General features: G+C 60.8%; 21 protein-coding genes and 1 tRNA gene. 16 read left to right on the top strand and 6 right to left on the bottom strand.

Annotated elements, in window-relative coordinates; all coding sequences use genetic code 11:
- Positions 1 to 225: 225 nt before the first annotated feature.
- Positions 226 to 1,590 (top strand): aspartate aminotransferase family protein, encoded by a 1,365-nt coding sequence (locus IZV00_RS12605; protein ID WP_196224956.1) that lies wholly within the window; start codon positions 226 to 228, stop codon positions 1,588 to 1,590.
- 80 nt (positions 1,591 to 1,670) lie between these two features.
- Here IZV00_RS12605 and IZV00_RS12600 read toward each other — a convergent pair whose 3' ends face one another.
- From IZV00_RS12600 to IZV00_RS12585, 4 genes are all read right to left on the bottom strand, one after another.
- Positions 1,671 to 2,483, bottom strand: coding sequence for a DUF2182 domain-containing protein (locus tag IZV00_RS12600; protein WP_230463208.1), 813 nt, complete (start codon positions 2,481 to 2,483; stop codon positions 1,671 to 1,673).
- 4 nt (positions 2,484 to 2,487) lie between these two features.
- A complete protein-coding gene (locus tag IZV00_RS12595) occupies positions 2,488 to 3,120 on the bottom strand; it encodes a DUF1326 domain-containing protein (protein WP_196224955.1) in 633 nt (210 codons plus the stop codon).
- Between the two features lie 180 nt (positions 3,121 to 3,300).
- On the bottom strand, positions 3,301 to 4,005 hold the full coding sequence (locus IZV00_RS12590; protein ID WP_230463207.1) for a LuxR C-terminal-related transcriptional regulator: 705 nt from the start codon (positions 4,003 to 4,005) through the stop codon (positions 3,301 to 3,303).
- A 587-nt stretch (positions 4,006 to 4,592) separates the two neighbouring features.
- A complete protein-coding gene (locus IZV00_RS12585; protein WP_196224953.1) occupies positions 4,593 to 5,147 on the bottom strand; it encodes an outer membrane protein assembly factor BamE in 555 nt (184 codons plus the stop codon).
- Between the two features lie 88 nt (positions 5,148 to 5,235).
- On the opposite strand from IZV00_RS12585, the gene IZV00_RS12580 reads away from it, so the two are divergent.
- Genes IZV00_RS12580 through dinB form a run of 3 tightly spaced genes read left to right on the top strand, consistent with a single transcriptional unit; the run spans position 5,236 to position 7,411 of the window.
- Positions 5,236 to 5,748, top strand: a complete 513-nt coding sequence (locus tag IZV00_RS12580) for a ubiquinol-cytochrome C chaperone family protein (protein ID WP_196224952.1) — start codon at positions 5,236 to 5,238, stop codon at positions 5,746 to 5,748.
- Positions 5,745 to 6,275 (top strand): YceD family protein, encoded by a 531-nt coding sequence (locus IZV00_RS12575; protein WP_196224951.1) that lies wholly within the window; start codon positions 5,745 to 5,747, stop codon positions 6,273 to 6,275. Before IZV00_RS12580 ends, IZV00_RS12575 begins: the two co-directional genes overlap by 4 nt.
- A 56-nt stretch (positions 6,276 to 6,331) precedes the next feature.
- Entirely contained in the window at positions 6,332 to 7,411 is a 1,080-nt protein-coding gene (gene dinB / locus IZV00_RS12570; RefSeq protein WP_196224950.1) for a DNA polymerase IV, read from the top strand.
- Positions 7,412 to 7,417: 6 nt separating this feature from the next.
- On the opposite strand, the gene IZV00_RS12565 is transcribed toward dinB, so the two are convergent.
- Positions 7,418 to 8,212, bottom strand: a complete 795-nt coding sequence (locus IZV00_RS12565; protein WP_196224949.1) for a DUF1134 domain-containing protein — start codon at positions 8,210 to 8,212, stop codon at positions 7,418 to 7,420.
- A gap of 233 nt (positions 8,213 to 8,445) precedes the next feature.
- Between IZV00_RS12565 and IZV00_RS12560 the strand changes: the two genes are divergently transcribed.
- The 9 genes from IZV00_RS12560 (at position 8,446) to IZV00_RS12520 (ending at position 17,916) form a co-directional block, all read left to right on the top strand.
- Positions 8,446 to 8,537, top strand: a tRNA-Ser gene (locus tag IZV00_RS12560).
- A 718-nt stretch (positions 8,538 to 9,255) separates the two neighbouring features.
- On the top strand, positions 9,256 to 9,783 hold the full coding sequence (locus IZV00_RS12555) for an RNA polymerase sigma factor (RefSeq protein ID WP_196224948.1): 528 nt from the start codon (positions 9,256 to 9,258) through the stop codon (positions 9,781 to 9,783).
- A gap of 56 nt (positions 9,784 to 9,839) precedes the next feature.
- Entirely contained in the window at positions 9,840 to 10,796 is a 957-nt protein-coding gene (locus IZV00_RS12550; protein ID WP_196224947.1) for a FecR family protein, read from the top strand.
- A gap of 82 nt (positions 10,797 to 10,878) precedes the next feature.
- Positions 10,879 to 13,104 carry a TonB-dependent receptor domain-containing protein gene (locus tag IZV00_RS12545; protein ID WP_230463206.1) on the top strand — a complete coding sequence of 742 codons (2,226 nt, stop codon included), beginning with the start codon at positions 10,879 to 10,881 and terminating at the stop codon, positions 13,102 to 13,104.
- Positions 13,105 to 13,326: 222 nt separating this feature from the next.
- On the top strand, positions 13,327 to 14,106 hold the full coding sequence (locus tag IZV00_RS12540) for a DUF2334 domain-containing protein (RefSeq protein WP_196224945.1): 780 nt from the start codon (positions 13,327 to 13,329) through the stop codon (positions 14,104 to 14,106).
- Positions 14,063 to 15,202 (top strand): glycosyltransferase, encoded by a 1,140-nt coding sequence (locus tag IZV00_RS12535; protein ID WP_196224944.1) that lies wholly within the window; start codon positions 14,063 to 14,065, stop codon positions 15,200 to 15,202. The genes IZV00_RS12540 and IZV00_RS12535 overlap by 44 nt, the downstream gene beginning before the upstream one ends.
- A gap of 76 nt (positions 15,203 to 15,278) precedes the next feature.
- The gene (locus tag IZV00_RS12530; protein ID WP_230463205.1) at positions 15,279 to 16,238 is read left to right on the top strand and encodes a hypothetical protein; all 960 of its coding nucleotides are present in this window, start codon (positions 15,279 to 15,281) and stop codon (positions 16,236 to 16,238) included.
- The gene (locus IZV00_RS12525; protein ID WP_196224943.1) at positions 16,238 to 16,741 is read left to right on the top strand and encodes a DUF2141 domain-containing protein; all 504 of its coding nucleotides are present in this window, start codon (positions 16,238 to 16,240) and stop codon (positions 16,739 to 16,741) included. The genes IZV00_RS12530 and IZV00_RS12525 overlap by 1 nt, the downstream gene beginning before the upstream one ends.
- A gap of 2 nt (positions 16,742 to 16,743) precedes the next feature.
- On the top strand, positions 16,744 to 17,916 hold the full coding sequence (locus IZV00_RS12520; protein WP_196224942.1) for a glycosyltransferase: 1,173 nt from the start codon (positions 16,744 to 16,746) through the stop codon (positions 17,914 to 17,916).
- Between the two features lie 330 nt (positions 17,917 to 18,246).
- Here the strand turns inward: IZV00_RS12520 and IZV00_RS12515 are convergent, their stop codons facing one another.
- A complete protein-coding gene (locus tag IZV00_RS12515; protein ID WP_196224941.1) occupies positions 18,247 to 19,227 on the bottom strand; it encodes a polysaccharide deacetylase family protein in 981 nt (326 codons plus the stop codon).
- Between the two features lie 101 nt (positions 19,228 to 19,328).
- Here IZV00_RS12515 and cofE point away from each other — a divergent pair, with 101 nt between their 5' ends.
- From cofE to cofC, 3 genes are read left to right on the top strand one after another with little or no spacing between them, the layout of a single operon-like run.
- Positions 19,329 to 20,084 carry a coenzyme F420-0:L-glutamate ligase gene (gene cofE, locus IZV00_RS12510; protein ID WP_196224940.1) on the top strand — a complete coding sequence of 252 codons (756 nt, stop codon included), beginning with the start codon at positions 19,329 to 19,331 and terminating at the stop codon, positions 20,082 to 20,084.
- Positions 20,081 to 21,013, top strand: coding sequence for a 2-phospho-L-lactate transferase (gene cofD, locus IZV00_RS12505; RefSeq protein ID WP_196224939.1), 933 nt, complete (start codon positions 20,081 to 20,083; stop codon positions 21,011 to 21,013). The genes cofE and cofD overlap by 4 nt, the downstream gene beginning before the upstream one ends.
- 3 nt (positions 21,014 to 21,016) lie before the next feature.
- Entirely contained in the window at positions 21,017 to 21,595 is a 579-nt protein-coding gene (cofC, locus tag IZV00_RS12500; protein WP_196224938.1) for a 2-phospho-L-lactate guanylyltransferase, read from the top strand.
- Positions 21,596 to 21,597: the final 2 nt, after the last annotated feature.

Raw genomic sequence — 21,597 nt, 5'->3', positions numbered from 1 at the left:
GTTCGCTGCCCTCACTCGACGGGAATCGCAGACAAACCACCCCGTCTCATGATCATGTGTTGATAAGTGTCCACAAAATTCTTATGCATCCGACGGGCACGCTACTTCCCTGCATGGATGAGGGTAAGTCGATCCCCGCATTCTGCGCGTAATGGTCGTCGGGCGCATATCCATCTCGGAGACGGCCGAAATGTCAGTTTCTAAAAGATCGGAAGCACGAAGATAATGTACGATCCCAGCGAAAATGCTGCAGCTGATATTGCAGCTCACTTCCACTCCTTCACGAACCTGGCGACCCATCCCGAGGTCGGCCCCCTCGTTATAACCAAGGGCGATGGCGTGTTCGTGGAAGACGATCGAGGGAACCGCTATCTTGAGGCGGTGTCTGCCCTGTGGTGCGCCTCTCTGGGCTTCAGCAACGAGCGTCTGGCCAAGGCGGGCTGCGAAGCGCTGCGTGGATTGCCCTATTATCACACCTTCACCGGACGTTCCAATCCGGCCGTGATCGCGCTTGCCAACAAGCTGCTGTCGATCGCGCCTGTCCCGATGTCGAAGGTGTTCTTTGCGAACAGCGGGTCGGAAGCAAACGATTCTGCTGTGAAGCTGATCTGGTATTATCATAACGCCATCGGCAAGCCGGAGAAGAAGAAGATCATCGCCCGACGCAACGCCTATCACGGCGTTACCGTGGCGTCGGCCAGCTTGAGCGGGCTTGTCACCAATCATCGCGATTTCGACCTGCCCATCCATAATATTCTGCATACCGATTGCCCGCATTATTTCCGCTACGCCGAACCTGGCGAAAGCGAAGAGGATTTCGCGACGCGCCTCGCCGACAATCTTGAAAAGCTGATCCTGGAACAAGGGCCGGAGACGGTCGCCGCCTTCTTCGCCGAACCGGTCATGGGCGCGGGCGGGGTGCTTCCGCCGCCGGCTACCTATTTCGAAAAGGTCCAGGAGGTACTGGCGAAATATGACGTGCTTCTCGTCGCGGACGAAGTGGTGTGCGGCTATGGCCGGACGGGTGAGATGTTCGGTTCGACCACTTTCGGCATGAAGCCCGATATCCTCACAACGGCGAAGGGGCTGTCGTCCGGCTATGCACCGATTTCGGCGGTGATGGTGAATGAGAAGGTCTATGCTCCGATCGCCCGGAACAGCGGCACCATCGGCACCTTCGGCCACGGCTTCACCTATTCGGGCCATCCGGTCAGCTGCGCCATCGCCCTGGAAACGCTCAAAATCTACGAAGAAGATAATGTCGTCGGCCATGTGCAGTCATTGATGCCGCAATTCTGGAAGGCGCTGCGCAGCTATGAAGGCCGCAAATATGTCGGCGAAGTGCGTGGGGTTGGCCTGGTAGGCGCTATCGAGCTTTATGCCGATCCTGAAAACCGGACCAGCTTCGACCCCGCAGTAAAGGCCGGGGCGCGCTTGGTCGAAATCGGGCTGACACAGGGCCTGATCGTGCGGGCGCTGGGCGATACGATCGTCTTCTGCCCGCCGCTTATCATCACCGCCGAAGAGCTTGATGATCTGTTCGCCCGTTTCGAACGCACCATGGCTATCTTCGAAGACACCATCGGCTGACAGTCCGGCATCGGAGCAACTACTGCGCAATGCAGCGGTTGCTCCGGTTCGGCCCCGGTTGCCGCGCGGCTCACCCGTCGTCAGCGAAGCGCGACAAACAGTGCCGCGACAAACAGGAATGCAGCGGTCCACCGGTCCAACCGCCAGCGCGGTGGCGCCATCTTCTGGGCTGCGACCAGGCATGTGAAAAATGCGATCCAGGCGAGATTCATGACGCCGCCCACGAACAGCAGCAGCATCAGCGCCCAGCAGCAGCCAAGACAATAAAGTCCATGCCGCATGCCGATCTGGAACGCGCCGCGTGCACCGGGGCGCCAATAGCGATGAATGAAGATGAGCGGCGACTGGCAATTTTCCAGGCAACGATGCTTGGCAGGCGTCAATTCATAGAGAGCCGCCACCAGCAACAGGCCAGCAGCGCCCACGCGGCCACCCAGAGACAGCGTCTCGGCTGACAAATAGCCACCATGCAACAGCAGGGCCTGTGCACCAACCGCGATCGCTGAAAAACTTATCCAAATGAGCAGATAAGAGCCCATGACCATAAGGCTGTGCAGCAAACGCGCATAGTGACTGGTCGCTCGATCGATCCGCGCATGCAGCAATATCATGGGCGCGGCGGAAGGAAGCATCATGGCGACCATCATGATCGACCACATGGCGAAGGCCGCGAGAAAATAGCTGGGCGACAAGGGCTGGATGGCCATGGGCATTCCGCCCATCGGCATGTCCGCCATCCCTGTCCCCGCCATGTCCGCCATAGAGGCGTCCGGCATGGAGAGCAGCCATATCCAGGCCATCATCACCAGCAGCAGCAGCGCCGCTCCGACGATCAGGCTGTTTCGCGACAATAGTTGATGGACAACGGAAGGGCCGCCATCTGGTGGAGGCACCGGCCTAATGGACAACGCCACTCTCGGTCAGGTGAAGCTCGGCGAACTGCGCATGGGAATCGCTGAGCTGCACATCGACCGGCCCCTGGGTTTGCGCCCAACCGCGACCGACCTCGCACACATCATATTCAAAGCCCTGGGGCAGGTTGATGCGCGCGCGATGGGCTTCTCCCGTCACCGGGTTGACGATCGGTTCGCCACGCGCGTCGATCCAACCGGGAACATTCAGCTGCGCGGATCGGCCGTCAATGTCCACCCGTAGGTCGATAGGCGCGAATACGGGATCGTGCACCTTGGTGTAGGTCGTGGCAAAAACCTGGAAGAAGGTGGCGCCAGGCACCGTGTCCAGCCCGCTCATGATGCGCAGCAACGCTTCTCGCTGCGCCGCGTCCGCCCGTTCATCGACGATCGGAACGGCTTCGCCCATGCCTTCATGGATCGGCCCCGGCCAGGCGACGATCAGGCCGATGCGCAAGCCCGACAGGTCGGTGCCGTCATGATGACCCTGTTCGATGTCGATCGCGGCAACGGCCTGACAATGTCCATGCGTCGGCAACGCATTGAACTGGCAGGGACAACCATAGGCGCAATTGCAGTGGACAAATTCCTTGCCCTTGATGGTCCAGCGCGTGGCCATAGGACCTCTCCCGCCTTGAGTCTTGGACGGGGTCAGCATAGCAGCTTTTGCTATTGTTCAACAGGCCGAAGCCCCGCCCCGCCTCGGACTTCTGAATGCTCCTGCGTTTGCGCGCAGGAGCATCAGTCAGAATTTATGAGGGGGGGGGTGACCGCAGCCCTTTTGGGGCCACGGTCCAGTTCAGGCACGGCTGAGCGGCATGGCAGCCAATTCAAGCGGCGGTAGCTGTGCGGGATGGGGGATCGTCACCTCCACTGGCACTACCGGCTCTACCTCCGGCACCCGCCCACGCATTCCATGGTTGGCTGCCCAGATCGCAGCCTGCGTGCGGTTCTTGACGCGCAGCTTGCGCAGCACCGCCTTCACATGGACCTTCACCGTCGCCTCGCTGATATCCATTCTCTTGGAAATCACCTTGTTGGGGCATCCCATGATCAGCCAGCGCAGGATTTCCAGTTCGCGATCCGACAGGCTGGCGGCATCGACTGGCCGTTCAACCTCCAGCGCGTCCGTGAGTGTCGGCCGCGACTGCAATTCATCGGCGAGTTGCGGCGGAAGCACCCGCTCGCCCATCGCCACCAAGTGCAGCGTGGCCACCAGACGGTCACAGCTGATTTCCTTAATGATATAGCCCATCGCACCAAGCCGGAAGGCTTTCAGCATCGTCTGGAAATCGAACCGGTCGGACAGAACTACCAGATAGGAACAGGGGAATCGCCGTTGAAGGACGGCAACGCTGTCCGCATCAAGTTCTTCAGTTCCATTATCGACCAGAAGCAGCGACGGCCCGGTATCTTCTTCCGGCACCTCCGCCTTCTGAAGTGCAGCGGCAATATTGGGATATTGGTTAACCCGGAAATCTCGCTCAGTGAGAATCCGGCTCAACCCTTCTCTAACAATTGCATTACCGCACAACAGACGCACATTGACTGGGTAAGCCATTGGGTATTCCCCTCATGATCCCTTCCACCTTCGTAGCAGGCCCCAAACGAAGCGTGAAAGACCAGTTTCCAAATGCCTGCAGTGCGACCCTTTCTTTTCGTTTCAACGAGTTATGACTAGCATATTTGCGCGACGAGAGTCCTGAACTGCTCGCGGAAATTTAGGGTTAGTGCCAGAATTCGCTAACGAACTGTTAATGCGTTATATTCTGACTTTAACCTTATGTAGTATGCCGTATGCGCAGCGCGAGATATACTACTTTAGTCTTACTGCCGACGACACTAATCGAGCATATGCCTGAGCCGTCGCCGTTGCGAGTCTCTATTTGTTAACGCGAAAAATTAACCGCGTTTCCAAACAAGTCCAATGACTTGGATCGCCGGAATTTTCTGATGTCACCGATACTGGCACGCAAGCCTGCTCGAGACTCGCGACGACGAGGCTTTCTTGCCACAGCCGCCAGCGGGAATCCGGTAATAAGGCTTCGCTAAAAGGAAGCGTTGACCCCGGACAGCTTTGCTATCCTGTCCTTAAGAACCGTTAGGACCGCCGCCGGTATTGCTGCCGCCACCGCCGCCGCCCATGCCACCGGCACCCACCGCGCCGATATTTCCGAAAATCTCGTCGAACAGGCTGCGATGGCGGCCAAGGGTCGGCGTCTTGTCGCCCGCGGGCGATATCTTGGCGACCTGCTCAAGCCCCATGCGATCCACGGCAGTCACATTGCCCGCAGGGTCGAAACGGACATGCAACACGGTCTGGGCCACGGGCTTGGGATTGGAAAAGGCAAGCGCCCGCATGTCGCGCGACACATAATACCAGTCCTGATCCCCAAATTGCGCGGTAAAGCTGGGTCGGCCCAGCGTTCCTTCCACGGAGGCACGGTTGTCGATGCCCGGCTGGATCGAATCGACCAGCAGCTTGTCCACCTGATAGCCCTGATGCGTCCGGATGCGGGTGCAGGCGGATGTACCGAGGACCAGCGCGCCAAGGCCGACGGCGAGCAACAGATGTCGGCTGAACTGACGCATGAACTTCTCCTGCCGGGACAGGCCCCGGGAAAACGCGAAAACCAAAGCCGCCATTGCATCGCGCGGCCCGCCGATCAATATGGAAATGCGCGACCCCCGGCAAGGGGGCCTCCGCTCAGCTCAGCCAGGAAACTGCTTCGACATGCCAAACCTCTTTCAGCGCCTGTTCGCGCGAACCGATCCCAAGGACGCGATGCAGCCGCTCTATCAGGCCATCGTCCATGAAGGGCGTCAGCCGCATTGGTATATGGAAGGCCAGGTCCCCGACACGATGGACGGGCGGTTCGACATGATCGTCGCCATCCTCGCCCAGGTGCTGATGCGGATGGAAGCGATGGGCGCCGCGCAGGAAAGCGTCTGGCTGACGGAATTGTTCGTCGATGACATGGATGGCCAGCTGCGTCAGGAAGGCGTCGGCGACGTCGTGGTGGGCAAGCATATCGGCCGGATGGTGAGCGCGCTGGGCGGCAGGCTGTCAGCCTATAAAGCGGCACTGCTGGGCGAGGCGGAGCTGCGGGAAGCGTTGGAGCGCAACCTGTATCGTGGCGCGACGCCGGGTGATGCGATAACCCATGTCGAATCTTGCTTGCGATCGCGCTGGGTTCGACTTTCCGCATTGCCGTTGGACGCTTTGCTGACCGGAGATCTCGGATGAACAACCCGGCACCCGAATTCTCTCGCCCGGTGCGCGCCGATCAGATCGCGCGACATGCGCAAGGGGTTACCATCACCGCCGACGCCGATGAGCGAGAGGCACTGGCGAAGCGATTCAATCTGGTTTCGCTCAGCCGCCTTGAAGCCGATTATGCGCTGAGCGAAAATGATAGCGGCATCGAGGCACGCGGGCGCGTGCGGGCGGAACTGGCCCAGCCCTGCGTCGCTACGGGCGTCGCCGTGCCCGAGAAGATCGACACCGAATTCCTGCTGCGCTTCGTCGCGGAGCACGGCGATGAAGGCGATGACGAGGAACTGGAAATCGATTCGGAGGATTGCGACGTCATTGGCTTTGACGGGCAGACGATCGATATGGGGGAAGCGGTCGCCGAAACCATGGCCTTGGCCATGACGCCCTATCCCCGTTCTGCCGACGCGGACTCCTATCTGCGGGAAGCAGGCGTCCTGTCGGAAGAACAGGCCAGTCCTTTCGCTGTCCTCCAGTCCTTGAAGGACAAGAAGTCCTGACCTGACGACGCCTTCCGCGTTTTGCTTTCGTTCCTGCTGTGGCATAAACCCCCGCCATGGATTCCGGGCCGCGCAAGATCATCCATATCGACATGGATGCCTTTTATGCGTCGGTCGAACAGCGCGACGACCCAACCTTGCGCGGCAAGCCGATCGCCGTGGGCGGCGGCGGCCCGCGAGGGGTCGTTGCCACCGCCAGCTATGAGGCCCGCACATTTGGCGTGAAATCGGCCATGCCCGGCGCGCGGGCGCGGCGGCTCTGTCCGGATCTTCTGTTCGTGAAGCCCCGGTTCGAGGTCTATCGCGCCGTTTCGGCTCATGTGCGGGAGATTTTCGCCCGCTTCACCGACATCATTCAGCCGCTTTCGCTTGATGAGGCTTATCTCGATGTCACGGTGAACAAGCCGGGCCTAGCCTCCGCAACGGTCATCGCCCAGGAAATCCGGCGCATGATCCACGAAGAAACGGGCCTCACCGCCTCGGCGGGCGTATCCTACAACAAGTTGATAGCCAAACTCGCTTCAGATCAGAACAAGCCGGACGGCATTTGCGTCGTGCGACCCGGCGAAGGAGCAGGCTTCATGGCGGAGATGCCTGTGCGACGCATCCATGGCGTGGGGCCGGTGACGGCACGGCGGATGCAGGCGTTGGGGATTGAAACCGGCGCCGACCTTCGCGCGCGGGACCTGCCTTTCCTCCAGCAGCATTTCGGCAGCGCGGCCCCCTTTTATTATCGTGCCGCGCGGGGAGAGGACGACCGGCCGGTCCATGAGCGGCAGGAAAGAAAATCCGTCAGTGTCGAGGATACATTTTTCGACGACCTGATAACGCAGGACGCGCTGGTCGTCGAAATAGACCGGATCTCGCAAAGTCTATGGGGCAGGATCGAGAAGAGCGGGGCCTATGGCCGCACCATCGTCCTGAAGATCAAATTCGCCGATTTCCGGATCATCACCCGGTCGAAAAGCATGGGCGCCCCGGTTCGGTCGCCCGACCTGCTAGCGGAAACGGCGCGCACCCTGCTGCTCGCCCAGCTGCCGCTGCCCATGGGCGTTCGGCTGCTGGGTCTTGGGGTGCATAATCTTGACACCGAAGAGCCGGTCGAGGGAGGCCAGCAGCTTAGCTTTGTCCTTTGAACCAGATCAAAAGGGCAGCCAGTTCCGCTTTTCTGTGAACTTCATGTAGCCAGCATTGATGCCCAGCCGATAACCCACGCCCAGACGGATAGGGATCAGCACGACGCTGCCCCAACGCAGGTAGCTGGCCGTGAAGCCACCGACGATATAGGCTGTGCCTTCGGCAGCGGGGAAGCGGTGGTAAAGGTCCTGCGTGTCGTAGAGATTATAGACCAGAACGAAGGTGTTGGCCGCGTTGCCGCCCACGTCGAAGCCGATCGACGGCCCGGTCCAATAGACCTCCCGCTTGCCTTCCACCTTGTGGTTGAGCGTGCCGGACCCATAGCGCAGGCCAACGACAAATGCGCCGGATGCTTCTCGCCCGGCAATATAGGCGTTGGGACGGCCCTGATCCTTCAGGATCTTCTCGATCATGCCGGCAAGCCCCTCGGCCCCCTTCCCAAAGACGCCCTCGGCCGCCCCGATCAGATCATCTTCCTGATAGGATTCGCTCGGGCTCAAGGCGGCAGGGGGCGAATTGGACGTTACCGGCGCGCCGGTGGCGGTGCTGTTCGCCGCAGGCGGGGCATAATCCGGCGCCGTATTGCTGGGGGACGGAACGCTGTGGTCGATGCCGGGGTCGGTCGGGGTGCTGTTCGCGGGCGGAACGGGCGCGAGGTCCGCGTCGATTGCGGTGTTGGGATCGACCGTGCGCACCTGCGCGGTCGCAACAATTGGACTGAACGCCATACCCGCGGCTGCGAACGCCAACGCACCGCGCCGCACATTGCGAGCCGTCGCACGCCTTAAAATCCCGATCATGCCCGCTACTCCCCGAATTTTCCGCTCTTCGACCAGCTATCAGATTATCGGAAAGCAAGCTGAAACGACAATGAACGAACGGCGACCCGAGTCGATTCCGGGCTGGAACGAATCCTGCGGACAAGTTTGTAAGAATTTCATGGCATACACCCGTTGCCTTGCGCGAAAGCCGCCGTTATAGCGCTTCTCGCCTAGCCGCTGTCCCGCTCCAAGCGGGTGTTCAGGCCATGTTTGGAGACGTGGGTGAGTGGCTGAAACCAACGGTTTGCTAAACCGTCGTACTGTGAATACGGTACCGAGGGTTCGAATCCCTCCGTCTCCGCCAATTCCTTACATAAGTAGCTGAATTTACTAGCTTCTATGGAGAAAGCGATTGGCCGTCCCACAAATTGCCCCTCGCTTATCGGTGCTTGGACAGGCAGCTATCGACTGCTTCGCCCTATCCTGCGATTGCGACAAATCTCACAAACCGCCCCGCTTCCTTGCCGCCTTGCGACGGCTCCAAAGGAACCTTTGCCCGGCCAACAGGAATAGCACCCAAGCCCAAAACCAATCGCCTTCGATCCCGCTTGCCATCATGACGAAGCCGCCTCCGATCATCAAAACGACGAAAAGCGCCGTTATTGATAGGCCGTAGGCAAGATCGCTCACATGGCTTTCGCCGATGGGTTCCGGCGGTTGCCACGATCCCGTTCTAGGGCGCAAAAAGAAGCCCGGTCCTATGGCGGGGACCGGGCTAAGGTGGGGCGCGCAACAACGAGGGAGCCCCGCCCCCCAATGGCACTAGGGGACCGGGGACTTCGCCCCCTCACAAGCCCCGGACGGAAGCCTGCGAGGGTCAACCCGACCCCGAAGGATCGACACAGCGCCGGGAAGGACGTTCAGGGCAGCACGGGCATGTGCGTGCCCAACATAGGTGACGACGGGTTGCCATCGCCATATGATCGGCAGACAGGCAGATACCCTTGGGCGTGCCCGTCGAACCGGACATAAAGGTGATTTTCGCCCTTTCGGAGCCGATGGATATCGGACAAACAGGATCGATGAGTGCCGATCATAAGAATGAGCTTCAATCGGCCTATGGTATCCATCGCACCGAACTTCTGCGGTTTCTAACCGCTCGCACCGGCGACTCGGCCGAGGCGGAAGACCTTCTTCAGGAACTATGGATCCGTGCGCGGACCCAGCCATCGGGACCCGTTGTTAACGGTCGCGCCTATTTGTTCCGTATGGCCCAAAATCTGATCGTCGATCGTTTGCGCGAGCGTCAGCGGCGCATGGCGCGCGACCGCCGATGGTCGGACGAGGAAACGGGCTTCGTGAGCGGCGGGGCCGAACCAGCCGACCAGCGCCGCACCGCGGAAGAAACGATGCTTGATCGGGAGGAGATCGCGGCGCTCATCTCTGCATTGGCTACGCTGCCCGAGGGCGCTCGCCGGGCTTTCGAACTGCACAAGCTGCAAGGCCTCAACCACGGGGAGGTCGCCATCCGGCTTGGTATCAGCAAGAGCGGCGTGGAAAAGCATATGGCCGTGGCGATGAAATATCTGCGCCGCGCCCTGATGGACTGAGGTATGACAGATTTGCGACGTCTAAGGACTATCAGGATATTGGAAGGGCTCTCGCCATGACGGCGCGGTCGGACATCGATGAAGCGACGCTGGAACAGGCGTTGGCCTGGCAGGCGGCGCTGGAAAGCGACGATGCCGACTGGGACGGCTATATCGCTTGGCTGGAAGCCGATCCGTGTCATCGTGAGGCGTTTGATTCGGTCGTTCTTTTGTCCGCCGCAATCAACGACCACCGGCCTCAGATCGCACAGTTGCTGGAAGCGCAAATCCCGGTCGATGTTCGGCCCGTGCGTCGCGCCCGGCGCCTGCCGTATCTGGCGGGGGGTCTGGCCGCCGCCGTGGCCCTGATCATCGCGTTCCCCATGTACCGGGCATCAGAGCCGGTTGAGCAGTATAGCGCCAATAGCGGCAGCAGCCGTATCGTCACGCTGGCCCATGGCGTCAGCGTCACACTGTCGCCTGCCAGCCGCATCGTGGTGCGGGGCAGAGATGCAAATCGGATCGAACTGGCAAGTGGGGAGGCCTATTTCGATGTGAAGCATGATCCGGGCCGCACACTCGCGGTGTCGGCCGGGGATTATCAGATCGCCGATATCGGTACTCGTTTTTCCGTGAATATCGCGAGTCATGCCCTTCGGGTGGCAGTGTCCGAAGGGACGGTAACGGTGGCTTCGGCCAGTACGGAGCAGCCCATCAAGGTTGCCGCCGGTCAACAGCTGACGGGAAATGCGGCCGCCATCACATTGTCGCCTGCGCCGAAGGATGATGTGGCGAGTTGGCGTTCGGGTCGATTATCCTATACCGACACCCCGCTTGCGTTGGTGGTTGGCGATATCGTACGTTACACGGGCAAACCCGTCTCGCTCGATCCTTCGCTGGAGCAACGTCATTTTTCTGGCACATTGGTCATTGGCGACGGATCTAAACTCCTCACCGACCTCACGACCGTTCTGGAAGTGGATGTACAGAAGCAAGGTAGCGGTTTTCGCCTTCGCGCTCCTGCTAATCGCTGATGCAGGTTTTCATCCCGCACCAGCGGACGCGAAAGAACTCCTTTATCGCCTGGATATTCCATCGGAGCCATTGAGCGTCTCATTGTCGCGCATATCCGCGATCGCGGGCGTTTCGATCGGTCTGCCCGGCGATATGCCGCATGTTTTCAGCGGGCCTGTGAAGGGCACGATGTCCGTCGAAACTGCTCTGGGTCGGCTGCTGAAGGGCAGCGGCTATCGTGCGGTTAGGTTGGGACCTGCCCTGTATCGAATCGAGCGGCAAGCTGTAGCCACCCCGCCGCCCGTGCGCAGCCTTGCTCCTGCCTTGCCCTCACCAGACGTTCCCGCGCCTGATATCGTCGTAACCGCGCAGAAGCGTCTCCAACCCCTTGCCACCCTACCGTTATCGGTCTCCGTGCTGTCACTTGATAGCCTTGCCGCAGGGTCCGGGTCGCCGACCAGTCGGGACATCAGCCTGAACATGGAAGGGCTGTCGATGACGAACCTGGGACCGGGTCGCAATCGGCAGTTCATCCGCAACGTGGCGGACAGTCCATTCAACGGGCAAAGCCAGTCAACGGTGGCAGTTCAGGTCGATGATGCGCGCGTGACGTTTGATGCCCCCGATCCAGACCTTCGCCTGATCGACATAGAGCGGGTCGAAATCCTCAAAGGGCCGCAGGGGCCGCTTTATGGGTCAGGAGCGCTCGGCGGCATATATCATATCGTTACGCGCCAGCCGGAATTGGACCGGATCGGCGGCGCCATCCGCCTTTCGGGCCAGAGCGTCGCTCATGGTGGCACGGGAACGGGGGGCGAAGCGATCGTCAATATGCCGATCGTCAAGGGCACCTTGGCCGTGCGGGCCGTGGGCTATAGATTTGTCGATGCGGGATGGATCGACAGCGGCGCCGGACGCAAGGACAGCAATGCGGTCAAAACCAGTGGCTGGCGTCTTGGTGTACGCTGGCGGCCAACGAACCTCTGGACGGTGGACGTCGGCGTTGCGATGCAGGATCTTGATGCACGCGATAGCCAATATGTCGTGGCGGATCGCAAGACGCTAAGCCGATCGACCTTGTTTGCCGAACCTAGCTATAATGATTTCAAGCTGTTTCATGCCAGTGTCGAAGGCGAACTGGGAAGCGTCAAACTCCGTTCCGCGACCAGCTATGTCGACCATCGATTCAACTATGTCATTGATGCGACGGGCGCCGCCGCACAGTTCGCCATCCTGGAAGCTGCGCGCTTTACGGAACGGCGTGCCTATACTCTGTTCAACCAGGAACTGCGGCTGACACCTTCGAACGGCGGTCCCTGGCTCATTGGCCTGTCCTATCTGCGCGCCACGACCGGAGTGCATTCGACGATCGCGGCGGTATCGCAACCGCTGTCGCCGACGGCTGTCCAATCGCTCGACCGAACCGTGACCGAATTTGCCCTGTTTGGCGAAAATAAATTCTCGGTCTTGCCCGGCCTCGACGCAACCGTGGGGGCTAGGCTGTTTCATTCGACAGCGGAGGATGAGACAACAGAAATGGCAAGGACAAGATCGCAAAGCATAGCCAAGACGATATTGTCACCCAGTCTGACCCTGTCACGACCGTTCGCGGAAAGGGGCGTCCTATATCTGCGATATGCGCGTGCCATGCGGCCTGGCGGTCTTGCATCTGTGGGACAATCTAATGGCGGCCGGTTTAACGCGGATGAACTTGATACGGTTGACCTGGGATTTCGACAGTCGTCCGGAAACGGCCGACTGTCTCTCAGCGCCAGCAGCTATTTCACGCGCTGGAGCGATATCCAATCGGACTTCCTGTTGCCCAACGGCCTGATTTCCACGCGCAACGCGGGGCGGGGCGACATCATCGGGATCGAAGGCACGATCGACTGGTCGCTGGGTCGCGGCTTTGGTGTGTCGGCGGGCGGAAGTTTTCAAAGCGCGCGCCTTACCCATGCCGCAGACGGTCTCAAACTGGACGACACCCGTCTTCCAGTGACGCCCGACCTGACTGGCCGATTGGCCATCAACCAGCATGTGACGCTAGGGGGCTGGCAAGGACAGGCCGTGCTACAGGCCAACTATATCGGCAGCGCGCGTTTGACCTTCGATAGCGATCTGGACAGGGAAATGGGGCGTTATGCAACGCTGTCGACCTATGCGGACCTGTCGCGATCTTTCTGGACGATCGGCCTTCGGGTCGACAATATTTTCGACGTAAAGGGTGATAGCTTCGCATTCGGCAACCCCTTCTCCATTCGCAAGGCGCCACAGTTCACCCCGCTCAGACCGAGGATGATTACGGCTTCAATCGCGCGGCGTCTGTAACTTTGGCAGCCAATATATCGCCGTAAGCCAACAGGATTAGTGTGGCCCTATGCGTCATGGCCTGTCCGTGATTCTTCCTGTCGGTTGATGCAGTTCAGAAGGCGACCTGATCGGCCCGGCGCAGTATGATATGACTTTTTTTATCGGACAACTGCGGCGATTGCGTTCCGGCGCCGTCGTGCGACCGGGCCGAAGAGCGCGTCCTGCGGAACAGTCAAAAATATGCGGCGATTGCTGGTGTCCATTCATGATGTCGGTCCAGGGTTCGAGGCCGAAATCGACATTCTGATCGACCGGGTGGCGCGTTTTGTTTCACCGCAGCATCTAGCCATGCTAGTCGTGCCAAATCATTGGGGCCGACACCCAATAATTGCCGGGTCGCCCTTTGCAGACCGTGTGCGTTCCTGGTCGGATATGGGGATCAGCATGTTCGTGCATGGCTGGTTTCATAGCGATTCTTGTATGCACAAGGGCAGCCTCGCCGCCTTCAAGGCCCGCCATATGACAGCGGGCGAAGGCGAGTTTCTGGGATTGGAGACAGAAACGGCCGCTGCCCTTATGCGCGCGGGCCAAGACCTGATCGAGGACATTACTGGACGTCCCGTCGCGGGCTTCGTCGCTCCGGCCTGGCTGTATGGCAAAGGCGCCAAGGCAGCCCTCGTCGCATCCGGTTTTGCCCTGGCGGAGGATCATATGAAGGTGTGGAGTCCACGCTCTGGCAGGGCCATCGTGCGCGGCCCCGTCATCACCTGGGCCAGCCGCAGCAGGAGCCGCATCGCTTCCTCGCTGGTGGTAGCCAGATTGCTGCCCCACATCCTGCATTTCGCCCCGGTAATCCGCGTCGCGGTGCATCCTGGCGACGTGCGCGTGCCCGCGCTGCTCACCAGCATCGACAATGTGCTGCGTCGGTTGTGCGCCATGCGGACGCCTATGGGATATAAAGAATTATTGAACGATCATGTTGTCGCGCATTCGCATCCTGACCTTCCTGCACAGCTTTGAACCGGGCGGTGTCGAGCGCGTCGCCTTGCGCCTCGTGCGGCAATGGCGGCTTGAAGGCGTGGACGCGCCGCTGTTCATGGGACGCTCCAGCGGAGCGATGTTGGCCGAGCTTGGCGACGGCCTGGACTACGGCTCGCCTACCCAACCAGCATTCGGCACCGGCTGGTTCGAAACATTATGGATGATCGCGACGCTACCAGCCTTCATCCGTCGCAGCGCGCCGGACATCCTTTTTTGCGCGGGCAACAGCTACGCCATTGTCGCGGTTGCGATGAAGCTGATCCTGGGTCGTCGCTGCCCGCCGATCCTGGCCAAGATCAGTAACGACCTGGATCGTCGCGACATGATACCGCCGGTTCGCCTGCTATATCGCGGCTGGCTGTGGGTACAGGGACGCTTCATCGATCATTTCGTCGGCATGGAACAGCCGATGGCGCAGGAGATCGGCGCGGCGATGGGCATCGCACTGCATCGCATTGCGATCATTCCGGACCCCGCGCTCTCCTGCGGGCAGATCGAACGCCTCAGGAATGCGCGAAGCAACCGCATGAACGGAGAGGCTGGTATCAGGTTCGTGTCGGTGGGACGTCTGGCACCGCAGAAAAATTTCGCCCTCATGCTGCGCGCCTTTGCCGCCGCCGCTGGCCCGGCTGATACGCTCTTCATATATGGCGAAGGGCCGGAGCGCTCAAAGCTGGCACGATTGATCGATGGACTGGGCCTTGCTGGACGGGCCGTGCTGGTCGGCCATGTGGCTGATCCCGCCAGTCGGCTCGTCCACTTCGATGTCTTTCTGTTGTCATCGAACTATGAAGGCGTCCCAGCCGTGCTGCTCGAAGCCCTGGCAGCGAGCCTGCCGATCATTACGACCCGGTCCAGCCGAAGCATTCCCGCAATGATGATGGATGGGCAGTTGGCGAAAATCGTGCCAGTCGGCGATTGTCCAGCGCTGGGCCATGCCATCGGCAGCGCGGCCGACATGCGACAGGATGCCGCCGCCAGCCTCGCTCAGGCATCGCGCTTCACCATCGAGGATGCCGCGCGCGATTATCTGCTCGTCCTCACCACTCTGAGGGAAGGGCGCGCGGGACGCTGAAAATATTCGCGGCCTCGACTGAGGTGCCGAGTAGCAGGTGCCGTCGTGCGTGTAAGCCAACGACAAAGAGCAGCATATGACCGGCTTGAGCGCTTCAGGCATGATCGTTCCCACGTCCCTGGATGCCGAAGAAAGGCATCATCTTCCCGGATCGATCATCGATCCTGAACCGCTGATCAGATCAAGCCGCAACTGGACACGCTGGGCGGGACCGCTCGTCTCGATCCTTATCCTGATCGTCGCCCTCGACCAGTTCAGGGGGCTTGATCGGGCCGCACTCTGGGCGTTGCTGCCCGTCAGGCCGATTTTCTGGCTGACCTTCCTGTTTTATTACACGGCAGGTCCGCTCTCGGAATGGATCATCTTCCGACGGCTCTGGAAAATTCCGCTGGAAGGTTTTGGCGCGCTGATGCGCAAACTGGTCAGCAACGAAATTCTGCTGGGCTATCTGGGCGAGGTCTATTTCTACGCCTGGGCGCGCCGGAATGCGCGGATTACCGGTGCCCCCTTTGGTGCCATCAAGGATGTCACCATCCTGTCCGCGCTGGTGGGCAACGCTGTGACGCTGGTGATGGTTCTGTTCGCCATTCCTCTGTTCAACGCGATCGACACAGGCGCGCGGCGGTGGGACATAATCGGCTCGATCCTGTTCATGCTCGGATCGTCCCTGGCCGTCATGATCGCGCGCAACCGACTTTTTACCCTGCCCCGTCAGGAATTGTGGCGCGTCGCCTTCATCCATCTGTTGCGGATCGTCGCCACAACCCTGCTTGCGGCTGCAATGTGGCATATGCTGCTTCCCACCGTCGCGCTGGGCTGGTGGATATTGCTGGGCACCTTGCGCCAGCTGGTATCGCGCCTGCCTTTCCTGCCAAACAAGGATATTGTTTTCGCCGGCATTGCAGCCTTTTTCGTCGGGGCGGGCAATGAAATCGCTTCGGCCATGGCGTTGATGGCGACGCTCATTCTGGCCGCCCATCTTCTCGTCGGCATGGTGTTGGGGACTGCCGAACTGTTGAAGGAAGGGCGGTCGTGATGCTGATACCAGCAATGCTGGCGGCGGTGGCCATCCATTCCTCACCCGAACTGGGCAAGGCCGCAGGCCAATGTCGTCCCGGCGAAAATGGATCGGCCTTCCTGGTGGATGTAGAGGGTTTGAAGGACCGCAAGGGCCTGTTGAAACTGGAGCTCTACCCTTCCAACGACAAGGACTTCCTGGCCGATGACAATGTGCTCATCGCGGCAGGAAAGGCGTTCGCGCGCGTCGAGACGGGGATACCGCCGTCCGGCCCGGTATCGATGTGCATCCGGGCGCCCGGTCCCGGCACTTACGCGCTCAGCCTGATGCAAGATCGCAACTCAAACCACCGTTTTTCCTTATCCGCCGATGGCGTCGGCTTTCCGGGCAATCCCAGACTTGGTCTGTCCAAACCCCCTGCGGCCGCCGCCAGCACGCATGTGGGCGACCATCCGGCCCGCCTCCCGATCAGAATGAATTACTGGAAGGGGCTATTTTCCTTCGGCCCGCTGGAGCGATAGCCATGCGTATTGTCGATGTCTGCGCCTTTTACGCGCCGCAGGGTGGCGGGGTCAAAACCTATGTCGAGCGCAAGCTGCGCGCAGGGGCCGCTGCGGGGCATGAGATCATTATACTGGCTCCCGGTCCAAGCAATGAGAGCGTAGCGGTCGGCGGAGGACATATCGTCACGCTGGCGGCTCGCCGATTTCCGCTGGATCGGCGCTATCATTATTTCGACAACGAGACCGCGTTACACGCCATGCTCACGCATCTTGCGCCGGACCTTGTCGAAGTCTCCTCGCCCTGGTCGAGCGCGGCCATGGTCGGACGGTGGCAAAGCAGCGCGCCACGCGTCCTCATCATGCATGCCGACCCTTTGTCCGCCTATGCCTATCGCTGGTTCGGACCAGTGGCGCAGCAGAAGACCATCGATCGCGGTTTCGACTGGTATTGGCGCCACTTGCGTCGGCTCGATCAGGCATATGACATGATCATCAGCGCAAGCGAGGGGCTGTCCGCCCGACTGCGAGACGGTGGGCTGTCGCGGGTTAAAACCATCGCCATGGGCGTTGAACCGGGGCTGTTTGCTCCGTCACTGCGGAACGAAAGGTTGCGCGCCCGTCTCCTTGCCCGCTGCGACCTGGACGCTGACGCCACGTTGCTGATCGGCGTCGGCAGGCACGCCCCTGAAAAGCGATGGCCGCAAGTCATCGAGGCCGTGACGTCGGCGGGATACCGGCAATCCGTTGGACTGGTGATCGTAGGCGATGGGCGCGGGCAGCGTAACGTCCGCGCGGCTGCGGCCAACAATCCTCACATCTGCCTGATCGCGCCCGCGGGCAACCGGTCTTCGCTGGCCAAAATGCTGGCGAGCGCGGATGCGCTGGTCCATGGGTGCGAGGCCGAGACATTCTGCATGGTCGCCGCCGAAGCGCGCGCCAGCGGCCTTCCGATCATCGTGCCAGACCGCGGAGGAGCGGCAGATCAGGCCGTGCCCGGTGCGGGCTTGCGCTATCGCGCGGGGCAGTCAGCCGACCTGGCGCAGGTCATTTTGAAATTTCTCGATGACAACCCGGCAGCCTACCGACAGCGCGCCATGCAGAGCGCGGCTGGCATTACCACGATGGATGACCATTTCGATCGACTTTTCAGCGCCTATGCCCATTTGAATGGGATAAAGCGTCATGCGGCTTGAACCTCCTCTTGAACAACCGACAGCGGCACTGCCCACCGGCCCGGTCATTGCAAAGCCAATTGCGAAAGCTCGGACCAGCAAAGGTCCGCGCAAGGTCATCACGTCCGAAAGCCATGGATTTCAACGACAGTTCAGTTGCCGCTGCTGGCCAATGTTCGTCCGCATCATCTGGTGGGCACTGCGAAACTGAATACGCCGATTGCATATAACGATATGCGGCACTTTTCTGGATGACGATCAGCTTGCAGCCCCTGTCGGCCGTCTCACGTCCCTTACGGCAGACTTTGCGTCCGCCACATTATCCATACATTTGATTAATCGCGGCCGGGATCAGGCCGGGATGAAGCGCCGTTCGTAGCGCCAACTGGCCCATAGCTGCTGAACCATCCGGCTGGTGGTGCGAAGACGGTCGGGCGGGACGCGGCTGTGCGAGGAGCTCGCCTCTGTCGCCAAGCTTAGCGGCAGGTCTTTGAAGCCACAAACACTAAGACCCGTCAGCTTCGCGGCCTCCCGGCAGAGAGCGGTGAACCGGCGCATCACTGCATGATTGGGACGTTGGCGGTCGCGGGTCAGCATTTCGAAACTGTGCGTGACCACGGCGAACGCGGCATGCCGCTCGCCCACCGCGTGGCGCAGCCCGGTACGCATCTCTTTCGCTGACATCGCGCAGATTTGCGCGGGGCGAAAGCTGCCGGGCCGGTCGGTTATGCCCGAAACGGGAAGCTCGCAGACACCGAAGCTGCGCGTGGGAGCGATCTGATCACGCGCACCGCTGATGCGGCAGCCATAGCGATGATAGGCGGGGTTTACGCTGCTGTCCCACGTCATGCCGACATGACCGAGGGCGCGCAGTGTATCGTCATTGGCACCGAAATTGCCTGCTCGAAAGGCCATGGGCGCAGGCGCTCCGGCTTCCTCCAGCCATTGCCTGCCCAAGCGTAGCAAGGTGACCTGATCATCCATCGAGAAGTCACCGATATTGCGGCCCAGCCTCCCTTCGATAGGGGAGTGGCGCGCCCAGCGGAGCCATTCGCTGTGAACGTGCAGTTGCACCTCGTGCCCCCGGTCCATGATTGAGGTGACGATGGGCTTCAAAAACTCGGTTCCATAAACCAGCGCGGGCATCGGATCGACGAAGAACACGCCTTTAAGGCCATGCCTTTCCAGTTCCGCCATCTGCCAGCCGATGCCATAGGCTTGGCCCCGAGACTCTGCCCAGATGGACAGGCGGATATTGTCTTCCAGGTTTATTCCCCGCTCGTGGAGCAGTGACGATAATTCTGTGTCCACGGTGATCAGCAGGGCGGTCATTGCCAAAGCCCGTACCCCATCCATATTAAGGAGCCGTAACGCCCCCTGATTATGGCGACAGGGCGGCTACCCACTGGACCAGTCGCGCGCTACATCGCTTTATGATTTCAATTCACCCGCTGACTGGCATGGCTGAAATTTGCGCCGGTGACGATTTGGCCGCCCTGTTGCAAGACGCTCTGAAAGCGGCAGGACTCTGGCCGTTGCTGGACAACGACGTGCTGGTCATCACGCAGAAGATTTTGTCCAAGGCGGAAGGTCGCATGGTCGATCTTACCCAGGTGAAGCCGACGCCGGAGGCTCTGGAACTGGCGACAATCACAAAAAAGGACCCGCGCCTTGTCGAGCTTGTGCTGCGCGAAAGCGTCGCCGTCGTCCGTGCCGTGCCTCACATATTGATCACTCGTCACCGGCTGGGCCATGTCATGGCCAATAGCGGCATAGACCGGTCGAATATCGGCCCGGGCGGCCCGGAACGGGCGTTGCTGTTGCCCCTCGATCCCGATGGCTCAGCTGCCGCGATCAGCCATGCCCTTACCGACGACGGGATTGCGCCTGCGGTGGTGATATCCGACAGCTTCGGGCGGCCATGGCGGTACGGGGTGGTCGGCGTTGCGATAGGCGCGGCACGCTTGCCTGCGCTGATCGACCGAAGGGGAGACAGGGACAGGGATGGCCGCCGCCTGGAAGTGACGCAGATCGCCTTGGCGGACCAGATTGCGACCGCCGCCGCATTGGTCACAGGCGAAGGGGCCGAAGGCATTCCAGCCGTGCTGATGCGGGGGTTGCGGTTGCCCATGGGTGATGCGCCGGCAACGGCGCTTGTCCGGCCGCTGGAAGAGGATCTGTTTCGATGAGCCGTATCGTGACGCTGACTGGCGGCGTGGGCGGCGCCAAGCTGGTGCTGGGCCTCATGCGCATTTGCCCGCCAGAACAGATTACCGCCATCGTGAATACGGGCGACGATTTCCAGCATTTCGGGCTCACCATCTCTCCTGACATCGACACGCTTCTCTACACCCTGTCTGGTAAGGCCAATGCCGCACAAGGCTGGGGCCGGGAAGGCGAGAGCTGGAGCTTCATGGATGCCCTCAAATCCTTGGGCGGCGAAGATTGGTTTCTGCTGGGCGATGGCGATCTGGCGCTGCATGTGCTGCGATCTCATCTGCTGGCGCGCGGAGAGACGCTGAGCGCGATTACGGCCCGCTTCGCTGCTGCATGGGGACTGGACCTTACCATCCTGCCGATGAGCGATGACCCGGTTGCGACGCATCTTAATACCAGCGAAGGCGACATGCCCTTCCAGCGCTATTTCGTCGAACGCCGCTGCGCGCCAGAGGTGCGGGCCATTCGTTTCGAAGGGGCAGAGCGCGCTAAACCGGCGGCAGGCGTGATCGAAGCGATCACCGCCCCTGACACACGCGCCATTGTGATAGCACCGTCCAATCCCTGGCTGAGTGTCGATCCGATCCTTGCGGTGCCTGGCATCCGGGAAGCATTGGCTTCCGCTCGCGCGCCGGTTGTTGCGGTATCGCCGATCGTCGGGGGCCAGGCGGTCAAGGGACCCGCCGCCAAGCTGATGCAGGAGTTGGGCCTGACCGTGACCAATAAAAGCATCGCGGCCCATTATGCGGATGTGATCGACGGGCTGCTGATCGACGAACGCGACGACGCCTATGCCGTTTCGATCCCATACGACATTGGCGACACGCTGATGAAGACGCTGGAGGACCGGGAGAGAGTTGCGCGTGCTGTTCTGACGCTGGCCGACCGGATCGCCAGCTGAACCGTGCGCTGCTGGATCGTCATCCCGGTCAAGGCGCCGCAATTGTGCAAGACGCGGCTGTCCCCTGTGCTTGGCGAGGATGAGAGGCAAAAGCTGGTGGCGACGATGCTGCGCCAAACCGTTTCTGCTGCTCAGGCGGTTGCAGGGCGGGAGCAGGTTTTATTGCTGGGGCCTTCGCGCCATGGTCTGGCAGAGGATATTCCGCTGCTTACTGACCCGGGACGCGGCTTGAACGTAGCCTTGATCAGCGCCCGAGACGCGGCGATTGGGGAAGGGGTCGATCGGCTGTTGATATTGTCGGCTGATCTGCCTTTGATCGAGCCTGACGACGTGACGGCACTGCTGAACCTGCCGAGGGATGGCATCGCGGTCGCGCCCGATCATGCGGGCACGGGCACCAACGCGCTCTTACTCCCCCTCCCCGGCGCGGCCGAGTTCCGCTTCCATTATGGAGAGGGCAGTTTTGCCGCGCATGAGGCCGAAGCGGAACGGCTCGGCCTGCCTTTTCGCAGCGTGCAACGGCCCGGACTGGAACTCGATATCGATCGGCCGGAAGAACTGGCCCTCTGGCGGCGGGGCTAGCC

The organism is Sphingobium sp. Cam5-1 (assembly GCF_015693305.1).
Lineage (GTDB): Bacteria > Pseudomonadota > Alphaproteobacteria > Sphingomonadales > Sphingomonadaceae > Sphingobium.
Note: the sequence above shows the minus strand (reverse complement) of the source record. Positions and strands in the feature narration are given on the sequence as shown.